This window comes from Lysinibacillus capsici (assembly GCF_020217405.1).
In the GTDB taxonomy this organism is placed as follows: domain Bacteria; phylum Bacillota; class Bacilli; order Bacillales_A; family Planococcaceae; genus Lysinibacillus; species Lysinibacillus capsici.
In genome coordinates, this window is sequence record NZ_CP084108.1 from 60,816 (window position 1) to 80,466 (window position 19,651).

At 41.1% G+C, this 19,651-nt stretch carries 8 protein-coding genes, 2 tRNA genes, 4 rRNA genes and 1 pseudogene; all 15 read left to right on the forward strand.

Annotated elements, in window-relative coordinates:
• Positions 1-460: 460 nt before the first annotated feature.
• Positions 461-1,855, forward strand: a complete 1,395-nt coding sequence (gene dnaA, locus LCP48_RS00330) for a chromosomal replication initiator protein DnaA (protein WP_369700628.1) — start codon at positions 461-463, stop codon at positions 1,853-1,855.
• A 169-nt stretch (positions 1,856-2,024) separates the two neighbouring features.
• Positions 2,025-3,161: a DNA polymerase III subunit beta gene (gene dnaN / locus LCP48_RS00335; RefSeq protein ID WP_004233305.1), complete on the forward strand. Its 1,137-nt coding sequence runs from the start codon at positions 2,025-2,027 to the stop codon at positions 3,159-3,161.
• A gap of 113 nt (positions 3,162-3,274) precedes the next feature.
• Complete coding sequence (gene yaaA, locus LCP48_RS00340; RefSeq protein ID WP_004233303.1) at positions 3,275-3,499, forward strand: S4 domain-containing protein YaaA; 225 nt, start codon at positions 3,275-3,277, stop codon at positions 3,497-3,499.
• Between the two features lie 3 nt (positions 3,500-3,502).
• A complete protein-coding gene (gene recF, locus LCP48_RS00345) occupies positions 3,503-4,618 on the forward strand; it encodes a DNA replication/repair protein RecF (protein WP_004233301.1) in 1,116 nt (371 codons plus the stop codon).
• 93 nt (positions 4,619-4,711) lie between these two features.
• Entirely contained in the window at positions 4,712-6,646 is a 1,935-nt protein-coding gene (gyrB, locus tag LCP48_RS00350; RefSeq protein WP_004233299.1) for a DNA topoisomerase (ATP-hydrolyzing) subunit B, read from the forward strand.
• A gap of 25 nt (positions 6,647-6,671) precedes the next feature.
• Positions 6,672-9,137, forward strand: coding sequence for a DNA gyrase subunit A (gene gyrA, locus LCP48_RS00355; RefSeq protein WP_004233298.1), 2,466 nt, complete (start codon positions 6,672-6,674; stop codon positions 9,135-9,137).
• A gap of 142 nt (positions 9,138-9,279) precedes the next feature.
• On the forward strand, positions 9,280-10,362 hold the full coding sequence (locus LCP48_RS00360) for an HD-GYP domain-containing protein (RefSeq protein WP_004233296.1): 1,083 nt from the start codon (positions 9,280-9,282) through the stop codon (positions 10,360-10,362).
• Between the two features lie 406 nt (positions 10,363-10,768).
• Positions 10,769-12,321, forward strand: a 16S ribosomal RNA gene (locus LCP48_RS00365).
• Positions 12,322-12,415: 94 nt separating this feature from the next.
• Positions 12,416-12,492 (forward strand) — tRNA-Ile (locus tag LCP48_RS00370).
• A 12-nt stretch (positions 12,493-12,504) separates the two neighbouring features.
• A tRNA-Ala gene (locus LCP48_RS00375) sits at positions 12,505-12,580 on the forward strand.
• Positions 12,581-12,670: 90 nt separating this feature from the next.
• Positions 12,671-15,598, forward strand: a 23S ribosomal RNA gene (locus tag LCP48_RS00380).
• A 111-nt stretch (positions 15,599-15,709) separates the two neighbouring features.
• A 5S ribosomal RNA gene (rrf, locus tag LCP48_RS00385) occupies positions 15,710-15,825 on the forward strand.
• The 16S, 23S and 5S rRNA genes sit together here with 2 tRNA genes alongside, the layout of an rRNA operon.
• A 77-nt stretch (positions 15,826-15,902) precedes the next feature.
• Positions 15,903-16,359, forward strand: a pseudogene (gene tnpA, locus LCP48_RS00390) (IS200/IS605 family transposase).
• Between the two features lie 526 nt (positions 16,360-16,885).
• Positions 16,886-17,779: a patatin-like phospholipase family protein gene (locus LCP48_RS00395; RefSeq protein WP_004233775.1), complete on the forward strand. Its 894-nt coding sequence runs from the start codon at positions 16,886-16,888 to the stop codon at positions 17,777-17,779.
• A 305-nt stretch (positions 17,780-18,084) separates the two neighbouring features.
• Positions 18,085-19,637: ribosomal RNA gene (locus LCP48_RS00400) — 16S ribosomal RNA — on the forward strand.
• Positions 19,638-19,651 lie beyond the last annotated feature (14 nt).

The following is a 19,651-nucleotide window of genomic DNA, read 5'->3' on the forward strand; positions in this document are numbered from 1 at the left end:
ATTTCACAAATTTCTTTTAATCGGTCGAACTATCTATTTATTCTATTCTTAATTTTCTAGTGTTCGGCTCTCTACTAGAAATATTTTTTCTTCATAAACATAAAAATATTTATCCACAGAGTACTTGTTTTTTTTACACAGAGTTGTGTATAGTATTTTTTGCATTATTTTTTATCCACAACAATTATCTACAGGTTTCTCACATAAGCAGTGCTTGTGGACAACTATAAAGTGCATAACTGCAAACTATGTGGATAAGTTTCACAAACTATTGAAATAGCTTTGTTTTTCTGATACGATTACTGTGCTTCACTTTGTTGAAAACTAAAACGAACATTTTAATTATCCACAACTGTTAATATGCTGTGGATAATTTTCATCACAGCCTTTGGTTAACTTTTATCCACAACTTGTGATTATGTGGACGAGTTATAAAATGAACGTATTTACAATTCTATAAATGCGATTTTTTTTTGTATTGAACACTGTAAAGGAGATTAGCAGCTTGGAACATTTAGAAGAACTATGGAACAATGTCCTGGCTCAAGTTGAACAAAAAATTTCTAAACCAAGCTTCGAAACGTGGCTAAAGTCTACGAAGTTACTATCTTACAATGGTAGTGGGTCCACTGTGACAATTGCTGCGCCAAATTCGTTTGCTCGAGACTGGCTTGAAAATCATTATATTCATTTGATTACAGGTATATTAACGGAGCTAACAGGCGAAGACTTGCTTATTAAATTTGTTGTTCAAAAAAACCAGGATTCGGACGATTTTGATTTGCCAGCGCCGATTATCCAAGCAAAAAATAATGAACATCATGATATTTCACCAGGTATGTTAAACCCGAAATATACTTTTGATACGTTTGTTATTGGCTCTGGTAACCGCTTTGCACATGCAGCTTCGCTAGCTGTAGCTGAAGCACCTGCTAAGGCATACAATCCATTCTTTATATATGGGGGAGTAGGGCTAGGTAAAACGCACTTAATGCACGCTATTGGGCATTATGTACTAGAACATAATCCAAATGCAAAAGTAGTGTATTTATCATCCGAGAAATTTACAAATGAATTTATTAACTCAATTCGTGATAACAAAGCACTTGATTTTCGCAATAAGTACCGCAACGTGGATGTACTGCTAATTGATGATATTCAATTCCTTGCTGGAAAAGAATCAACTCAAGAAGAATTTTTCCACACTTTTAATACTTTACATGAAGAATCCAAACAAATTGTTATTTCAAGTGACCGGCCTCCTAAGGAGATTCCTACTTTAGAAGATCGGCTCCGTTCACGTTTCGAATGGGGGTTAATAACTGATATTGCGCCACCCGATTTGGAAACTCGTATCGCTATTTTGCGTAAAAAAGCAAAAGCAGACGGTTTAGAGGTACCAAATGAAGTAATGCTTTATATTGCGAACCAGATTGACTCCAATATTAGGGAGCTTGAAGGTGCGCTTATTCGCGTCGTTGCCTACTCATCACTTGTAAACAAAGATATTACTGCGACATTAGCTGCCGAGGCCTTGAAGGATATCATTCCTAATTCAAAACCGCGAACAGTGACAATATTAGACATTCAAAATGCAGTAGGGGAACATTTTAGTATACGCTTGGAAGATTTCGCTGCCAAAAAACGTACTAAATTAATTGCTTTTCCACGTCAAATCGCTATGTACTTATCACGCGAGTTGACAGATTTTTCGCTGCCCAAAATTGGCGAAGAATTTGGCGGCCGCGACCATACGACTGTCATCCATGCGCACGAAAAAATATCTTCTATGTTGAAAAATGACGTGCAACTTCAACAAGATGTTAAACAAATTCGTAGTATGCTAGGCAAGTAATTGCTGTGGACAAACTAACTATTTAAACACAAACTTATACACAGTCTATCTACATGTGGATAGACTGATTTTATTCATAAAAATACACTTATCCACAAATCCACAGGGCCTATTACTATATCTTTTTATTTTATATAAATAAATAATATAAATATGTGAGGGAAAACGAATGAAATTTGATATTTTACGTGACCGTTTATTAGAAGGTTTAAATGATGTCATGAAAGCAGTAAGTTCAAAAACAACTATTCCAATTTTAACTGGGATTAAAATTGACGTAACAGAGGAAGGTATCCGCTTAACTGGTAGTGATGCTGATATAACTATTCAAACATTTATTCCAGTAGAAGAAGATGGACAACAAATTATTCACATTACAGAAACAGGTTCAATTGTTGTACAAGCACGTATGTTTAATGAAATCGTACGTAAATTACCAACAAACGATGTTGAAATACAAGTAACACCTGGTTTCCAAACGCATATTCGTTCAGGGAAATCTGAATTCCATTTAATTGGCTCAGATGCAGCAGAGTATCCTTTATTACCAGAGCTTACAGAAGATCAAAAATTTACTATTCCTGCTGATCTCTTAAAAACAATTATCCGTGAAACAGTATTCGCTGTTGCCACTTCAGAAAGTAGACCCGTGTTGACAGGTGTAAACTGGCAGATCAAAAATGAAACATTAATCTGTGTTGCAACAGATAGCCATCGTTTAGCAAGACGTAAAGTGCAACTCGAAAATTTACCAGAAGTTGAACATAGTGTAGTAATTCCAGGGAAAAGTTTGAATGAATTAAATAAAGTTCTTGAAGATTCTACAAATCTTGTCCAAATCGTTATTACAAGTCAGCAAGTATTATTTAAAACTGGTGATGTATTATTCTTCTCTCGCTTACTGGAAGGAAATTATCCTGACACAACTCGTTTAATTCCCGAAGAGTATCAAACAAATGTAACAATTAATGGTAAATCTTTATTACAAGCTATTGACCGTGCATCACTTGTTGCACGAGGAGATCGTAATAATGTTGTCCGTTTTGAAATTTTAGATAACCAAGCAGTTGAAGTTTCTTCTAACTCTCCTGAAATCGGTAAAGTACAAGAAGAAATTCCTGTGGAAGCATTAGAAGGGGAAGGTTTGAAAATCTCATTCAGTGCAAAATATATGATGGAAGCATTAAAAGCAATAGATGGACAAGACGTAGTTATTCAATTTACTGGGGCAATGAGACCGTTTATTTTACGTTCTGTTCATGATGATGCTATTTTACAATTAATTTTACCTGTACGAACTTACTAAAGAATATAGGATCTGTTAAGATAGTCGCTCATAGTGACTATCTTTTTTTACTTATGGCGTAATTTTAGGTATGATAGAGAGATAGACAGTCTGTATTCGGAGGGGAACACACTATGCAAGACATTAAAATTGATGAGGAGTTCATCACGTTAGGGCAACTTTTAAAAATTACTGATGCCATTAGTTCAGGTGGAATGGCCAAGTGGTTTTTACAAGAACATGCTGTATATGTAAATGGAGAAGTAGACGATCGTCGAGGTCGAAAATTACGTAACGGAGATATTGTAAATATTCCTGGATGTGGTCGTTTTCAAATTATAGGACCAACTGGACAATAAATTATGTATATTGAGCAAATAAAACTTACAAATTACCGTAACTATGATGCCTTAGCTTTAAACTTCTCTCCAAAAATTAATGTTTTCATTGGTGAAAATGCACAAGGAAAAACAAATGTTATGGAGTCCATCTATGTTTTAGCAATGGCTAAGTCCCATCGAACAACGAACGATAAAGAATTGATACGTTGGGATTCAGACTATGGTAAAATAGAAGGGGCCGTTAAAAAAAGGCATGGTATTTTACCGATCGAACTTACGATTACAAAGAAAGGTAAAAAGGGCAAGATAAATCATATAGAGCAAAGTCGCCTTAGTCATTATATTGGTCAAATGAATGTCGTTATGTTTGCGCCAGAGGATTTGAACGTTGTAAAGGGAAGTCCGCAAATACGTCGGCGTTTTATTGATATGGAGATTGGGCAAATTTCGCCTGTCTATTTACATGATTTATTAACCTTTCAAAAAGTTTTAAAACAACGTAACCATTTTTTAAAAATGAACCAAGGCAAGTCCATGTCCAATGATGTGATGTATGAGGTCTACAATGAACAATATATTCACGCTGCTACCCAAATTATTCGTAAAAGATTTCAATTTATGGATTTATTGCAGGAGTGGGCGGAACCCATACACGCAGGTATATCACAAGGTAAGGAAACACTTGTTATAAAATATCGTACGGTAGCTGGTATTGAAAAAGAGCACTCTACTAGTGAAATTGAAAATACTTTACATCAAAAATTAATTGAAGCGAGAGAACGTGAATTTGATAGAGGCGTGACACTAGTTGGTCCACACCGAGATGATTTACAGTTTTTAGTCAATGGCTATGATGTCCAAACTTATGGTTCACAAGGGCAACAGCGAACTACAGCATTATCTTTAAAGCTTGCTGAAATTGAATTAATTAAACAAGAAACAAAAGAAACACCCATACTACTTTTAGATGATGTGTTATCGGAACTCGATGATTATCGCCAATCGCATTTATTAAATACCATTCAGGGTGAAGTCCAAACCTTTGTTACAACCACAAGTGTGGAAGGAATTCATCATGAAACGATGGAACAGGCTCAACTGTTCCACGTGAAACAAGGTGCGATTGAAAGAAGTTAGCCAGGGTAGTTTTTTAGATTACAAAAAGAATGGTAATAGTCAGCTCGGTTGACTGTTCATTCATTTACACACAATGATGTTATGAAGGAGTAGATGAAAGCCGTGGCTATAGAGAACGAAGGTTTACAAAACCAAGCTTATGAGGCCGATCAGATACAGGTATTAGAAGGTTTAGAAGCAGTACGTAAAAGACCAGGGATGTATATCGGTTCAACAAGCTCTAAAGGGCTTCACCATTTAGTATGGGAAATTGTTGATAATAGTATCGATGAAGCACTTGCAGGATTTTGTACAGATATCAAAGTAACAATTGAAAAAGAAAACTGGATTCGTGTAGAAGATAACGGTCGTGGTATTCCAGTTAGTATTCAAGAAAAAATGGGTAAGCCTGCTGTTGAAGTTATTATGACTGTTTTACATGCTGGTGGTAAATTTGGCGGTGGAGGCTATAAAGTTTCTGGTGGTCTTCATGGAGTTGGAGCATCAGTAGTAAATGCACTTTCTGTTGAAACAATTGTTCAAGTACATCGTGAAGGTCATATCCATGAAATAAAATTTGAACGTGGAAAAACAGTTCAAGAGTTAATGGTTATCGGTGACACAGATCATAATGGTACAACAACGCGTTTTAAAGCTGACCCAGAAATATTTAAAGAAACTACTGTTTATGAATATGATATTTTAGCTCATCGTATTAGAGAATTGGCTTATTTAAATCGTGGTATTAAGATTACGATTGCTGATGAACGTGAAGAAGAGATTCGCTCAACAACATATCACTATGAAGGTGGTATTCGTTCTTATGTTGAGCATTTAAACCAATCTAAAGACCCAATCCATGATCCAATTGATGTTCTTGGAGAGAAGGATGGCATCACAGTAGAAATTGCTATGCAATATAATGCTGGATTCTCTTCTAATATTTTTTCATTTGCTAATAACATTAATACGTATGAGGGTGGTACACATGAATCAGGGTTTAAAACAGCCCTTACACGCGTTATTAATGACTATGCACGAAAAAGTGGATTACTAAAAGAATCTGACGCTAATCTTACAGGTGAGGATGTACGAGAAGGGTTAACAGCTATAGTTTCTGTTAAACATCCAGATCCTCAGTTTGAAGGACAAACAAAAACAAAGTTAGGGAATTCAGAAGTAAGTCAAATTACCAATTCTTTGTTCTCAGATGGCTTTGAGCGTTTTATGTTAGAAAATCCAACGGTTGCACGGAAAATTGTGGAAAAAGGATTAATGGCAGCACGTGCTCGTGTAGCTGCGAAAAAAGCACGTGAGTTTACTCGTCGTAAAAATGCTCTCGAAGTATCTAGCTTACCGGGTAAATTAGCTGATTGTTCTTCTACTAACCCAGCTGATTGTGAAATTTATATTGTTGAGGGTGATTCTGCCGGTGGTTCGGCTAAATCTGGACGTGATCGACACTTTCAAGCAATTTTACCTTTACGAGGTAAAATCCTTAACGTTGAGAAAGCTCGACTAGATAAAATTTTATCGAATGCGGAAATCCGTGCAATGATAACAGCATTCGGCACTGGTATTGGTGAGGAGTTTAATTTAGAGAAAGCTCGTTATCATAAAATCATTATCATGACTGATGCCGATGTCGATGGGGCACATATTCGTACATTACTTTTAACATTCTTCTTCCGTTTCCTTCGACCACTAATAGAAGCAGGCTATATTTATATTGCACAGCCACCACTTTATCAAGTGAAACAAGGTAAACATATTGAGTACTGCTATGATGAAGAGACATTAAAAGAAATTTTAGAACGGCTACCAAAAATGCCAAAACCAAATGTGCAGCGTTATAAAGGTCTTGGTGAAATGAACGCTGAGCAGCTTTGGGAAACAACAATGGATCCTGAGTACCGCACATTATTACAAGTAGAATTAGATGATGCAATTAAAGCAAACCAAGCATTTGAACGTTTAATGGGCGATGAAGTTGAACCTCGTCGTCAATTTATCGAGGAAAATGCCGTATACGCTAATTTAGATATCTAATTTTTCTTGAGAGGAGGTCTACACTTTGTCAGAACAAGAACGCTCCGGTGTTAAAGGAATTAATATAACAGAAGAAATTGAAACATCCTTTCTTGATTATGCAATGAGTGTAATTGTATCACGTGCATTACCTGATGTACGTGACGGATTAAAACCAGTTCATCGTCGTATTTTATATGGGATGCAGGAATTAGGTAATACAGCAGATAAAGCCTACAAAAAATCAGCACGTATCGTTGGGGATGTAATGGGTAAGTACCATCCACATGGTGACTCTTCCATCTATGATGCAATGGTACGTATGGCACAAGATTTTAGCTATCGCTACATGCTTGTTGATGGTCACGGAAACTTTGGCTCTGTTGATGGTGATGGCGCAGCAGCCATGCGATATACAGAATCACGTATGTCTAAAATAGCAATGGAAATGCTCCGTGATATTAATAAAGATACAATTGACTATACAGATAACTATGATGGATCAGAAAAAGAACCAATAGTTTTACCAAGTCGCTATCCAAATCTTTTAGTCAACGGTGCTGCAGGGATTGCTGTAGGTATGGCAACAAATATTCCACCACATCAATTGGGTGAAACAATTGATGCTGTTATAGCACTTTCTGAAAATCCAGCCATTACGACTGAAGAGCTAATGGAAATCATTCCTGGCCCTGATTTTCCTACTGGTGGATTAATTTTAGGACGTAGTGGTATTCGTAGAGCCTATGAAACTGGTCGAGGTTCCATTATCATCCGTGCGAAAGTGGAAATTGAGCAAAAGGCAAATGGTAAGGAAACTATTCTTATTCATGAATTGCCTTACCAAGTGAATAAGGCTAAGCTCATTGAAAAAATTGCAGAGCTTGTACGTGATAAAAAAATAGATGGAATCACAAATTTACGTGATGAATCAGACCGTCGTGGTATGCGTGTAGTGATTGAAGTTCGTAAAGATGCAAATGCTAATGTTGTACTAAATAATTTATATAAACAAACAGCTATGCAATCTAGCTTCGGTATCAATATGCTATCTTTAGTAAATGGTCAGCCTAAAGTATTAGGCTTAAAAGAAATGCTATACCATTATTTAGAACACCAAAAAGTAATTATTCGTCGTCGTACAGAGTTTGATCTTCGAAAAGCTGAAGACCGCGCTCACATTTTAGAGGGCTTACGAATCGCACTCGATCATATTGATGAAATAATCGCTATTATACGTGGTTCACGTAGTGGTGAAGAAGCAAAACCTCAATTAATGGAACGTTTTAGCTTATCTGAGCGTCAGGCTCAAGCTATTTTAGATATGCGCCTTGTTCGGTTAAGCGGCTTAGAACGTGAAAAAATTGAGGCAGAATATCAAGAGCTTCAAGTTCTTATAGATGAATTAAAGGCAATCTTAGCAGATGAAGAGAAAATTGTAGATATTATTCGTACTGAAATCTTAGAGTTGAAAGAACGTTTTAATGATACACGCCGTACTGAGATTACATCAGGTGGAATTGAAATGATTGAGGATGAGGATTTAATTCCTGTTGAAAACTCAGTTGTTACTTTAACACATAATGGCTATATCAAGCGTTTAGCTGCGAATACATATCGTAGTCAAAAGCGTGGTGGTCGTGGTGTACAAGGAATGGGTACAAATGAAGACGACTTTGTAGAGCATCTAATGAATACTTCTACCCACGATACAATTTTATTCTTCACGTCTAAAGGTAAAGTATTTAGAGCAAAAGGATATGAAATTCCTGAGTTCGGTCGTACTGCTAAAGGGTTACCTATCGTAAACTTGCTCAATATAGAAAAAGGCGAAAAAGTAACAGCTATGATTCGTGTTGCGTCGTTTGATGACGATGCTTACTTTATCTTTACCACAAAAACAGGTATTACAAAACGTACTCCTGTATCGCAATTTGCTAACATCCGAACAAATGGTTTAATCGCAATCAGCTTGAGAGAAGACGACGATCTTATTTCTGTACGTCTTACAGATGGAGAGAAACAAGTCATTATTGGTACACGCGATGGCATGCTCGTTCGTTTCCAAGAAGACGACATTCGATCTATGGGCCGTACAGCTGGTGGTGTACGAGGCATTAAGCTACGTGATGGTGACGAAGTAGTGGGTATGGAGATTGTTGAGCCAGGGCAAGAAATTTTAGTAGTAACTGAAAAAGGTTACGGTAAACGTACTTCTGAAGAGGACTATCGTTTACAAAGTCGTGGTGGAGTAGGACTGAAAACTATCCAGATTACAGATAAGAATGGTCCAATGGTCGCTGTAAAAACCGTCGATGGTTCTGAAGATTTAATGCTTATAACTATTAATGGTATGCTTATCCGTATGGATGTGAACGATATTTCATTAATTGGGCGCAGTACGCAAGGTGTACGTTTAATTCGACTAGGAGATGACGAATTGGTTGCAACTGTCGCTAAAGTGGAAAAAGCAGAAGAGTCTTTAGAAGACGAAGAGGAAGTCGAAGAATAATATAATCCGATGATGACATTATTGAATGTCGTCATCGGTTTTTTTTACGTAAATAATGAAATATAAGTAATTATTTTGAATTCCATGATAAAATGAAAATACCTTATTTTGAAGCAAGAAATAGTGGAGAGGTGTTCATTCCGTGGAAACTATACATGTTCCAATTTCAGAGCTAGGTGTTGGCAAGGTAATTTCTGAAGATATATTTGCTAATACACAGTATCCGATTATTTTCAAAGATACAATGATTTCTTATGTACACTTACAAATTTTTCATGCATTTAATATTTTCACCGTCCCCGTTTACAAAAGTGAAAATGATATTCGTGTAGAAAAGAATGAGAGTGATGTCGAAGTTACAATAGAAGAAATTCCGACTTTTAGGAAAATCTATAATCATTCTGTTGAACAGTTTAAAAAAGAGTTTAAAAACTGGGAAGCGGGAGCTAAGGTTGATATTGCAAAGGCCAGAACAATTATTTTACCTCTGGTAGAGATGGTACTAGAAGATCGTACTATTATTTTTGATTTAAATGAGTATTCAAATCCAAAAGACTACCTGTATCATCATTGTGTAGCAACTGGTTTAATTGCCTCAGTTATTGCTCAAAAACTTGGTTATGATAGAGGGACAACTATTCAAGTAGCCATCGGTGGTTTATTAGCTGATTGTGGTATGGCTAAAGTACATCCTCGTATCAGGGATAAGAAGACACCATTAACAGAGCAAGAATATGATGAGATTTATAAACATCCCATTTATAGCCATAATATGGTGAAAGATTTGACGATTTTAAAAGAAACGATGAAAGAAGCAATCTTCCAACATCATGAACGTTTAAATGGTAGTGGATATCCGAAGAACGAAAAGATCGCCAATATTTCTATATTTGCACAAATCATTGCTGTTGCAGACGTTTTTCATGCTATGACATGTGAACGAGTGTATAGAACAAAACAATCTTCATTTAAAGTGATAGAAATGATCAATGAATCTGAGTTTGGTAAATTTGATATTAAAGTAGTACGTGCATTAATTGATATTGTTGCAGATCTTCCAATAGGTACAATTGTAGAACTTTCTAATTTAGAACGTGGGGAAGTAATGTTTGTAAATAAATTTGCCCCAACAAGACCACTTATTAAATTAATTCATTCAGGGGAAATTTTTGATTTAGGGAAAAATCGTAGCTTTTATATTTCACGTATCATAACTAATTTATAGATAAAGGGGCAAACTATATTATGCGGTTTGCCTTTTTTATCAGGTAAGAGACTTACTCTACGCAAGTGCTAGTATAAATAGCTGAGATATTAGTATTTTCCTTAAGAATCATTTCGCAATATTAATCAATTAAATAGTGAGGATTTTAACCATAATTGTGTTTTGAAACATTTATATATATTTTATTAAAATATTTTTTGAGAAAGTGTTGACTTTGTTTTAGAATCTTGATATTATAAATGAGTCGCCAAGAGGTGACGACGAAATAAAGAACATGAACCTTGAAAACTGAACAAGCAAAACGTAATCAATAAAGTTTTAAGTAGCTAGCTTTGCTAGTGAACGAAACACAATTTTGGACATCAAACATGATGCCAGCAAAACAATTTGAGCTAATCAAATTTCTTTTATGGAGAGTTTGATCCTGGCTCAGGACGAACGCTGGCGGCGTGCCTAATACATGCAAGTCGAGCGAACAGAAAAGGAGCTTGCTCCTTTGACGTTAGCGGCGGACGGGTGAGTAACACGTGGGCAACCTACCTTATAGTTTGGGATAACTCCGGGAAACCGGGGCTAATACCGAATAATCTCTTTTGCTTCATGGCAAGAGACTGAAAGACGGCATCTCGCTGTCGCTATAGGATGGGCCCGCGGCGCATTAGCTAGTTGGTGAGGTAACGGCTCACCAAGGCGACGATGCGTAGCCGACCTGAGAGGGTGATCGGCCACACTGGGACTGAGACACGGCCCAGACTCCTACGGGAGGCAGCAGTAGGGAATCTTCCACAATGGGCGAAAGCCTGATGGAGCAACGCCGCGTGAGTGAAGAAGGTTTTCGGATCGTAAAACTCTGTTGTAAGGGAAGAACAAGTACAGTAGTAACTGGCTGTACCTTGACGGTACCTTATTAGAAAGCCACGGCTAACTACGTGCCAGCAGCCGCGGTAATACGTAGGTGGCAAGCGTTGTCCGGAATTATTGGGCGTAAAGCGCGCGCAGGCGGTCCTTTAAGTCTGATGTGAAAGCCCACGGCTCAACCGTGGAGGGTCATTGGAAACTGGGGGACTTGAGTGCAGAAGAGGAAAGTGGAATTCCAAGTGTAGCGGTGAAATGCGTAGAGATTTGGAGGAACACCAGTGGCGAAGGCGACTTTCTGGTCTGTAACTGACGCTGAGGCGCGAAAGCGTGGGGAGCAAACAGGATTAGATACCCTGGTAGTCCACGCCGTAAACGATGAGTGCTAAGTGTTAGGGGGTTTCCGCCCCTTAGTGCTGCAGCTAACGCATTAAGCACTCCGCCTGGGGAGTACGGTCGCAAGACTGAAACTCAAAGGAATTGACGGGGGCCCGCACAAGCGGTGGAGCATGTGGTTTAATTCGAAGCAACGCGAAGAACCTTACCAGGTCTTGACATCCCGTTGACCACTGTAGAGATATAGTTTCCCCTTCGGGGGCAACGGTGACAGGTGGTGCATGGTTGTCGTCAGCTCGTGTCGTGAGATGTTGGGTTAAGTCCCGCAACGAGCGCAACCCTTGATCTTAGTTGCCATCATTTAGTTGGGCACTCTAAGGTGACTGCCGGTGACAAACCGGAGGAAGGTGGGGATGACGTCAAATCATCATGCCCCTTATGACCTGGGCTACACACGTGCTACAATGGACGATACAAACGGTTGCCAACTCGCGAGAGGGAGCTAATCCGATAAAGTCGTTCTCAGTTCGGATTGTAGGCTGCAACTCGCCTACATGAAGCCGGAATCGCTAGTAATCGCGGATCAGCATGCCGCGGTGAATACGTTCCCGGGCCTTGTACACACCGCCCGTCACACCACGAGAGTTTGTAACACCCGAAGTCGGTGAGGTAACCTTTTGGAGCCAGCCGCCGAAGGTGGGATAGATGATTGGGGTGAAGTCGTAACAAGGTAGCCGTATCGGAAGGTGCGGCTGGATCACCTCCTTTCTAAGGATTATTTCGGAATACAAACCTTGGGTTTGTAAGATTACGTTTTGCGTTCAGTTTTGAAGGTTTATGAAATTTAATAAAACTTCCAAGAGGGCCTATAGCTCAGCTGGTTAGAGCGCACGCCTGATAAGCGTGAGGTCGATGGTTCGAGTCCATTTAGGCCCACCATATATACCTCTTGGGGCCTTAGCTCAGCTGGGAGAGCGCCTGCCTTGCACGCAGGAGGTCAGCGGTTCGATCCCGCTAGGCTCCACCATTTTTTTGTTCTTTGAAAACTGGATAAAACGACATTGAAATTGTAACAAACACATTTATTTTTTAAGTTTTTTTATAGGCTTAATAACTTGGTTAAGTTATTAAGGGCGCACGGCGAATGCCTTGGCACTAGGAGCCGAAGAAGGACGGCACTAACACCGATATGCTTCGGGGAGCTGTAAGTGAGCTTTGATCCGGAGATTTCCGAATGGGGGAACCCACTACGTTTAATCGCGTAGTATCTTGACGTGAATACATAGCGTCTTGAAGGCAGACCCAGGGAACTGAAACATCTAAGTACCTGGAGGAAGAGAAAGAAAAATCGATTCCCTGAGTAGCGGCGAGCGAAACGGGAAGAGCCCAAACCAAGAGGCTTGCCTCTTGGGGTTGTAGGACACTCAATACGGAGTTACAAAAGAGCGAGTTAGATGAAGCGACTTGGAAAGGTCCGCCAGAGCAGGTAAAAGCCCTGTAGTCGAAAGTTCGTTCTCTCCTGAGTGGATCCTGAGTACGGCGGAACACGTGAAATTCCGTCGGAATCCGGGAGGACCATCTCCCAAGGCTAAATACTACCTAGTGACCGATAGTGAACCAGTACCGTGAGGGAAAGGTGAAAAGCACCCCGGAAGGGGAGTGAAAGAGATCCTGAAACCGTGTGCCTACAAGTAGTTAGAGCCCGTTAATGGGTGATAGCGTGCCTTTTGTAGAATGAACCGGCGAGTTACGATTACGTGCAAGGTTAAGCTTTAGAAGGCGGAGCCGCAGCGAAAGCGAGTCTGAATAGGGCGAAGTAGTACGTGGTCGTAGACCCGAAACCAGGTGATCTACCCATGTCCAGGGTGAAGGTGAGGTAACACTTACTGGAGGCCCGAACCCACGCACGTTGAAAAGTGCGGGGATGAGGTGTGGGTAGCGGAGAAATTCCAATCGAACTTGGAGATAGCTGGTTCTCTCCGAAATAGCTTTAGGGCTAGCCTCGTGATGAGAATACTGGAGGTAGAGCACTGTTTGGACTAGGGGGCCATCCCGGTTTACCGAATTCAGACAAACTCCGAATGCCAGATATTTATACACGGGAGTCAGACTGCGAGTGATAAGATCCGTAGTCAAAAGGGAAACAGCCCAGACCACCAGCTAAGGTCCCAAAGTAATCGTTAAGTGGAAAAGGATGTGGCGTTGCACAGACAACCAGGATGTTGGCTTAGAAGCAGCCATCATTTAAAGAGTGCGTAATAGCTCACTGGTCGAGTGACGCTGCGCCGAAAATGTATCGGGGCTAAACGATTCACCGAAGCTGTGGATTGACATCTACGATGTCAGTGGTAGGAGAGCGTTCTAAGTGCGTTGAAGTCAGACCGGAAGGACTGGTGGAGCGCTTAGAAGTGAGAATGCCGGTATGAGTAGCGAAAGACGGGTGAGAATCCCGTCCACCGTATGACTAAGGTTTCCTGAGGAAGGCTCGTCCGCTCAGGGTTAGTCGGGACCTAAGCCGAGGCCGATAGGCGTAGGCGATGGACAACAGGTTGATATTCCTGTACCACCTCCTCACCGTTTGAGAAATGGGGGGACGCAGTAGGATAGGGTAAGCGCGCCGTTGGTTGTGCGCGTCCAAGCAGTAAGGCGTGTGTGTAGGCAAATCCGCACACTGTAACGTTGAGCTGTGATGGCGAGTCCGTATGGACGAAGTTCCTGATTTCACACTGCCAAGAAAAGCCTCTATCGAGGTGAGAGGTGCCCGTACCGCAAACCGACACAGGTAGTCGAGGAGAGAATCCTAAGGTGTGCGAGAGAACTCTCGTTAAGGAACTCGGCAAAATGACCCCGTAACTTCGGGAGAAGGGGTGCTCTTGAGCGTGCAAGCGCATGAGAGCCGCAGTGAATAGGCCCAGGCGACTGTTTAGCAAAAACACAGGTCTCTGCAAAACCGTAAGGTGACGTATAGGGGCTGACGCCTGCCCGGTGCTGGAAGGTTAAGAGGAGTGGTTAGCGCAAGCGAAGCTGCGAATTGAAGCCCCAGTAAACGGCGGCCGTAACTATAACGGTCCTAAGGTAGCGAAATTCCTTGTCGGGTAAGTTCCGACCCGCACGAAAGGCGTAACGATCTGGGCACTGTCTCAACGAGAGACTCGGTGAAATTATAGTACCTGTGAAGATGCAGGTTACCCGCGACAGGACGGAAAGACCCCGTGGAGCTTTACTGTAGCCTGATATTGAATTTTGGTACAACTTGTACAGGATAGGTAGGAGCCAGAGATCTCGGAGCGCCAGCTTCGAAGGAGGCGTCGGTGGGATACTACCCTGGTTGTATTGAAATTCTAACCCATGCCCCTTAGCGGGGCAGGAGACAGTGTCAGGCGGACAGTTTGACTGGGGCGGTCGCCTCCTAAAAGGTAACGGAGGCGCCCAAAGGTTCCCTCAGAATGGTTGGAAATCATTCGTAGAGTGTAAAGGCACAAGGGAGCTTGACTGCGAGACCTACAAGTCGAGCAGGGTCGAAAGACGGGCTTAGTGATCCGGTGGTTCCGCATGGAAGGGCCATCGCTCAACGGATAAAAGCTACCCCGGGGATAACAGGCTTATCTCCCCCAAGAGTCCACATCGACGGGGAGGTTTGGCACCTCGATGTCGGCTCATCGCATCCTGGGGCTGTAGTCGGTCCCAAGGGTTGGGCTGTTCGCCCATTAAAGCGGTACGCGAGCTGGGTTCAGAACGTCGTGAGACAGTTCGGTCCCTATCCGTCGTGGGCGTAGGAAATTTGAGAGGAGCTGTCCTTAGTACGAGAGGACCGGGATGGACACACCGCTGGTGTACCAGTTGTCTTGCCAAAGGCATCGCTGGGTAGCTATGTGTGGACGGGATAAGTGCTGAAAGCATCTAAGCATGAAGCCCCCCTCAAGATGAGATTTCCCATTACGCAAGTAAGTAAGATCCCTCAAAGACGATGAGGTAGATAGGTTCGAGGTGGAAGTGTGGTGACACATGGAGCTGACGAATACTAATCGATCGAGGACTTAACCAAAAAAGTTTGAAACATTCAATGTGCCGTTTATCCAGTTTTGAAAGAGCAAATCTTTCTAAAAAGAGAGCTTCTAGTCACAGCAATACGCCGTGTATGGAAGGTCGACCATAGTCTAGTGATGATGGCAAAGAGGTCACACCCGTTCCCATACCGAACACGGAAGTTAAGCTCTTTAGCGCCGATGGTAGTTGGGGGCTTCCCCCTGTGAGAGTAGGACGTCGCTAGGCAACAAAACAGTCAGCTGTGCGCTGACTGTTTTTTTATTGTATCTTTTGAAAACTCCTTGCTATGCGAGGGGCTTCAAATGGATAATAAAAATTTAGCACACACTACATGGAATTGTAAGTATCACATCGTCTTTGTGCCAAAATATAGAAGGTAGATATAGGTAGAATTCTTCGTCGGTTATGTGAAAGAAAAAAGGAGTAGAAATCATTGAAGCTACAGTCTATCCTGATCATATTCGTATGTTGGTGAGATTCCGCCCAAAATAAGTGTTCCATCGTCTGTGGTTTATTTGAAAGGGAAGAGTAGTTTAATGATATTCGATTGCCAGATGAACCTGAAATAGAGATATGGAAATAGGAAGTTTTGGTGTCGCGGATATTATGTAGATACAGTAGAACGAAACAGAAAAATCATACAGGAATATATAAAATCAATTGCAAGAGGATAATCTTGAGGATCAAACGACCATGAAAGAATTCATTGATCCATTTACAGGAGAAGAAATACAAGCTAAAATAATAAAACCACTTTAGTGGTAGCGTCATGGGCCAGTACCCCAGCGTTTTAGACTGGTGGTTCTGATTCATTGTAATCTTAGCACTATATAGCAGAGGTTAGAAAGCTATTAACTAAGTCAGTTTAAAATTTTCAGGCCTTCAGTGAAAGGATAAAATTGGAAGTAAACAACAGCGTAACTTTTTTTCAATTAATTAATATTAATACCACCAGTAAACCCTTATAAGACATAGTTAATATAGATAAGAGCTTTCATTACTGTTAGGGGCTTGAGCCCTTTTTTTCTTATTAAAAATATGTTCTACACTAAAAATTTTCGAAACTGAAATTATTGTTGCAACATAAATTACCATTTAAGTAGATCTATACATTTATTAGAATAACCATATTTCGCTGCATATTCTTATATGGAATTTTAGCTAAACACTTGGTTAGAGTTTGCTGCTATCTACATAAGAAACGTCAAAAAAGTAGAAAATTTAGTTCTATTCGTCATTCTTCATCCTTATACTGTAAAGATTACATCAAAAAGGAGAGGAAATTTTGTGGATTGATGGCGTATTTTCTGGTGGCGGTTTGAAGGGCTTTGCATTAGTAGGGGCATATCAAGTACTAGAAGCTGAACATTTTCGATTTAAACGTGTAGCTGGTACAAGTGCAGGTGCCATTTTAGCTGCCTTTATTGCAGCAGGATATAGTGGAAAAGAGATAGAAATGATGCTAGAAGAGTTAGATGTTCCTTCATTACTTGATCCAAGAAGAACAATTTTACCTTTTCCTTTTATGAAATGGGTAAATGTTTATAATCATTTAGGTCTCTATAAAGGAAAGGCGTTAGAAAAATGGTTTTTCCAAAAGCTAGCGGCAAAAGGAGTATATACTTTTGGTGATCTGCCTAAAGATTCACTTAAGTTAGTAGCTTCAGATTTAACGAATGGTAGAATGATTGTTTTACCAGACGATTTGCATAAATATCAAATTGAAGCAGAGAAATTTTCAGTTGCTTGTGCGTTACGCATGAGTTGTGGTATACCTTTTTTCTTTGAACCAGTTACATTAAAGACTGGGAAGGGGGAATCTGTAATAGTGGATGGTGGTGTTTTAAGTAATTTTCCACTATGGATATTCGATGATAAAGAAGGTCGGAAAGTACGTCCGATTTTAGGCCTGAAACTGAGTAGAAGAAGAGAAGAACAATGCCCTCAAGAAATTAAGAATGGTCTAAATTTATTTGAGGCACTATTTTCAACTATGAAAGATGCACATGATGAAAGGTATATATCAAGACGACACGAAAGAGATATTATTTTTATTCCTGTAGAAGATTATAGTGCTACCCAATTTGATTTAAATGAAGAAACAAAAGAAACTCTATTAGAAATAGGAAGAAACCGTACAATTCAATTTTTACGAAATTGGCCAAGGTTGAGGTTATAATTCTTTTTAAGAAATAGTTATAAAACTATTGACCAATGACAAATAGGGTGTTATTATATAAAAGTTGCTGTTGAGATATGCAGCTACTAAAATATAAAATAAAATAACTGTTTGACATTAAATATAAAACATGTTATTATATAAAAGTTAACTCTTACAGAAGAGTAAACAAAATGAACCTTGAAAACTGAACAAGCAAAACGTAATCAATAAAGTTTTAAGTAGCTAGCTTTGCTAGTGAACGAAACACAATTTTGGACATCAAACATGATGCCAGCAAAACAATTTGAGCTAATCAAATTTCTTTTATGGAGAGTTTGATCCTGGCTCAGGACGAACGCTGGCGGCGTGCCTAATACATGCAAGTCGAGCGAACAGAAAAGGAGCTTGCTCCTTTGACGTTAGCGGCGGACGGGTGAGTAACACGTGGGTAACCTACCTTATAGTTTGGGATAACTCCGGGAAACCGGGGCTAATACCGAATAATCTCTTTTGCTTCATGGCAAGAGACTGAAAGACGGCATCTCGCTGTCGCTATAGGATGGGCCCGCGGCGCATTAGCTAGTTGGTGAGGTAACGGCTCACCAAGGCGACGATGCGTAGCCGACCTGAGAGGGTGATCGGCCACACTGGGACTGAGACACGGCCCAGACTCCTACGGGAGGCAGCAGTAGGGAATCTTCCACAATGGGCGAAAGCCTGATGGAGCAACGCCGCGTGAGTGAAGAAGGTTTTCGGATCGTAAAACTCTGTTGTAAGGGAAGAACAAGTACAGTAGTAACTGGCTGTACCTTGACGGTACCTTATTAGAAAGCCACGGCTAACTACGTGCCAGCAGCCGCGGTAATACGTAGGTGGCAAGCGTTGTCCGGAATTATTGGGCGTAAAGCGCGCGCAGGCGGTCCTTTAAGTCTGATGTGAAAGCCCACGGCTCAACCGTGGAGGGTCATTGGAAACTGGGGGACTTGAGTGCAGAAGAGGAAAGTGGAATTCCAAGTGTAGCGGTGAAATGCGTAGAGATTTGGAGGAACACCAGTGGCGAAGGCGACTTTCTGGTCTGTAACTGACGCTGAGGCGCGAAAGCGTGGGGAGCAAACAGGATTAGATACCCTGGTAGTCCACGCCGTAAACGATGAGTGCTAAGTGTTAGGGGGTTTCCGCCCCTTAGTGCTGCAGCTAACGCATTAAGCACTCCGCCTGGGGAGTACGGTCGCAAGACTGAAACTCAAAGGAATTGACGGGGGCCCGCACAAGCGGTGGAGCATGTGGTTTAATTCGAAGCAACGCGAAGAACCTTACCAGGTCTTGACATCCCGTTGACCACTGTAGAGATATAGTTTCCCCTTCGGGGGCAACGGTGACAGGTGGTGCATGGTTGTCGTCAGCTCGTGTCGTGAGATGTTGGGTTAAGTCCCGCAACGAGCGCAACCCTTGATCTTAGTTGCCATCATTTAGTTGGGCACTCTAAGGTGACTGCCGGTGACAAACCGGAGGAAGGTGGGGATGACGTCAAATCATCATGCCCCTTATGACCTGGGCTACACACGTGCTACAATGGACGATACAAACGGTTGCCAACTCGCGAGAGGGAGCTAATCCGATAAAGTCGTTCTCAGTTCGGATTGTAGGCTGCAACTCGCCTACATGAAGCCGGAATCGCTAGTAATCGCGGATCAGCATGCCGCGGTGAATACGTTCCCGGGCCTTGTACACACCGCCCGTCACACCACGAGAGTTTGTAACACCCGAAGTCGGTGAGGTAACCTTTTGGAGCCAGCCGCCGAAGGTGGGATAGATGATTGGGGTGAAGTCGTAACAAGGTAGCCGTATCGGAAGGTGCGGCTGGATCACCTCCTTTCTAAGGATTATTTC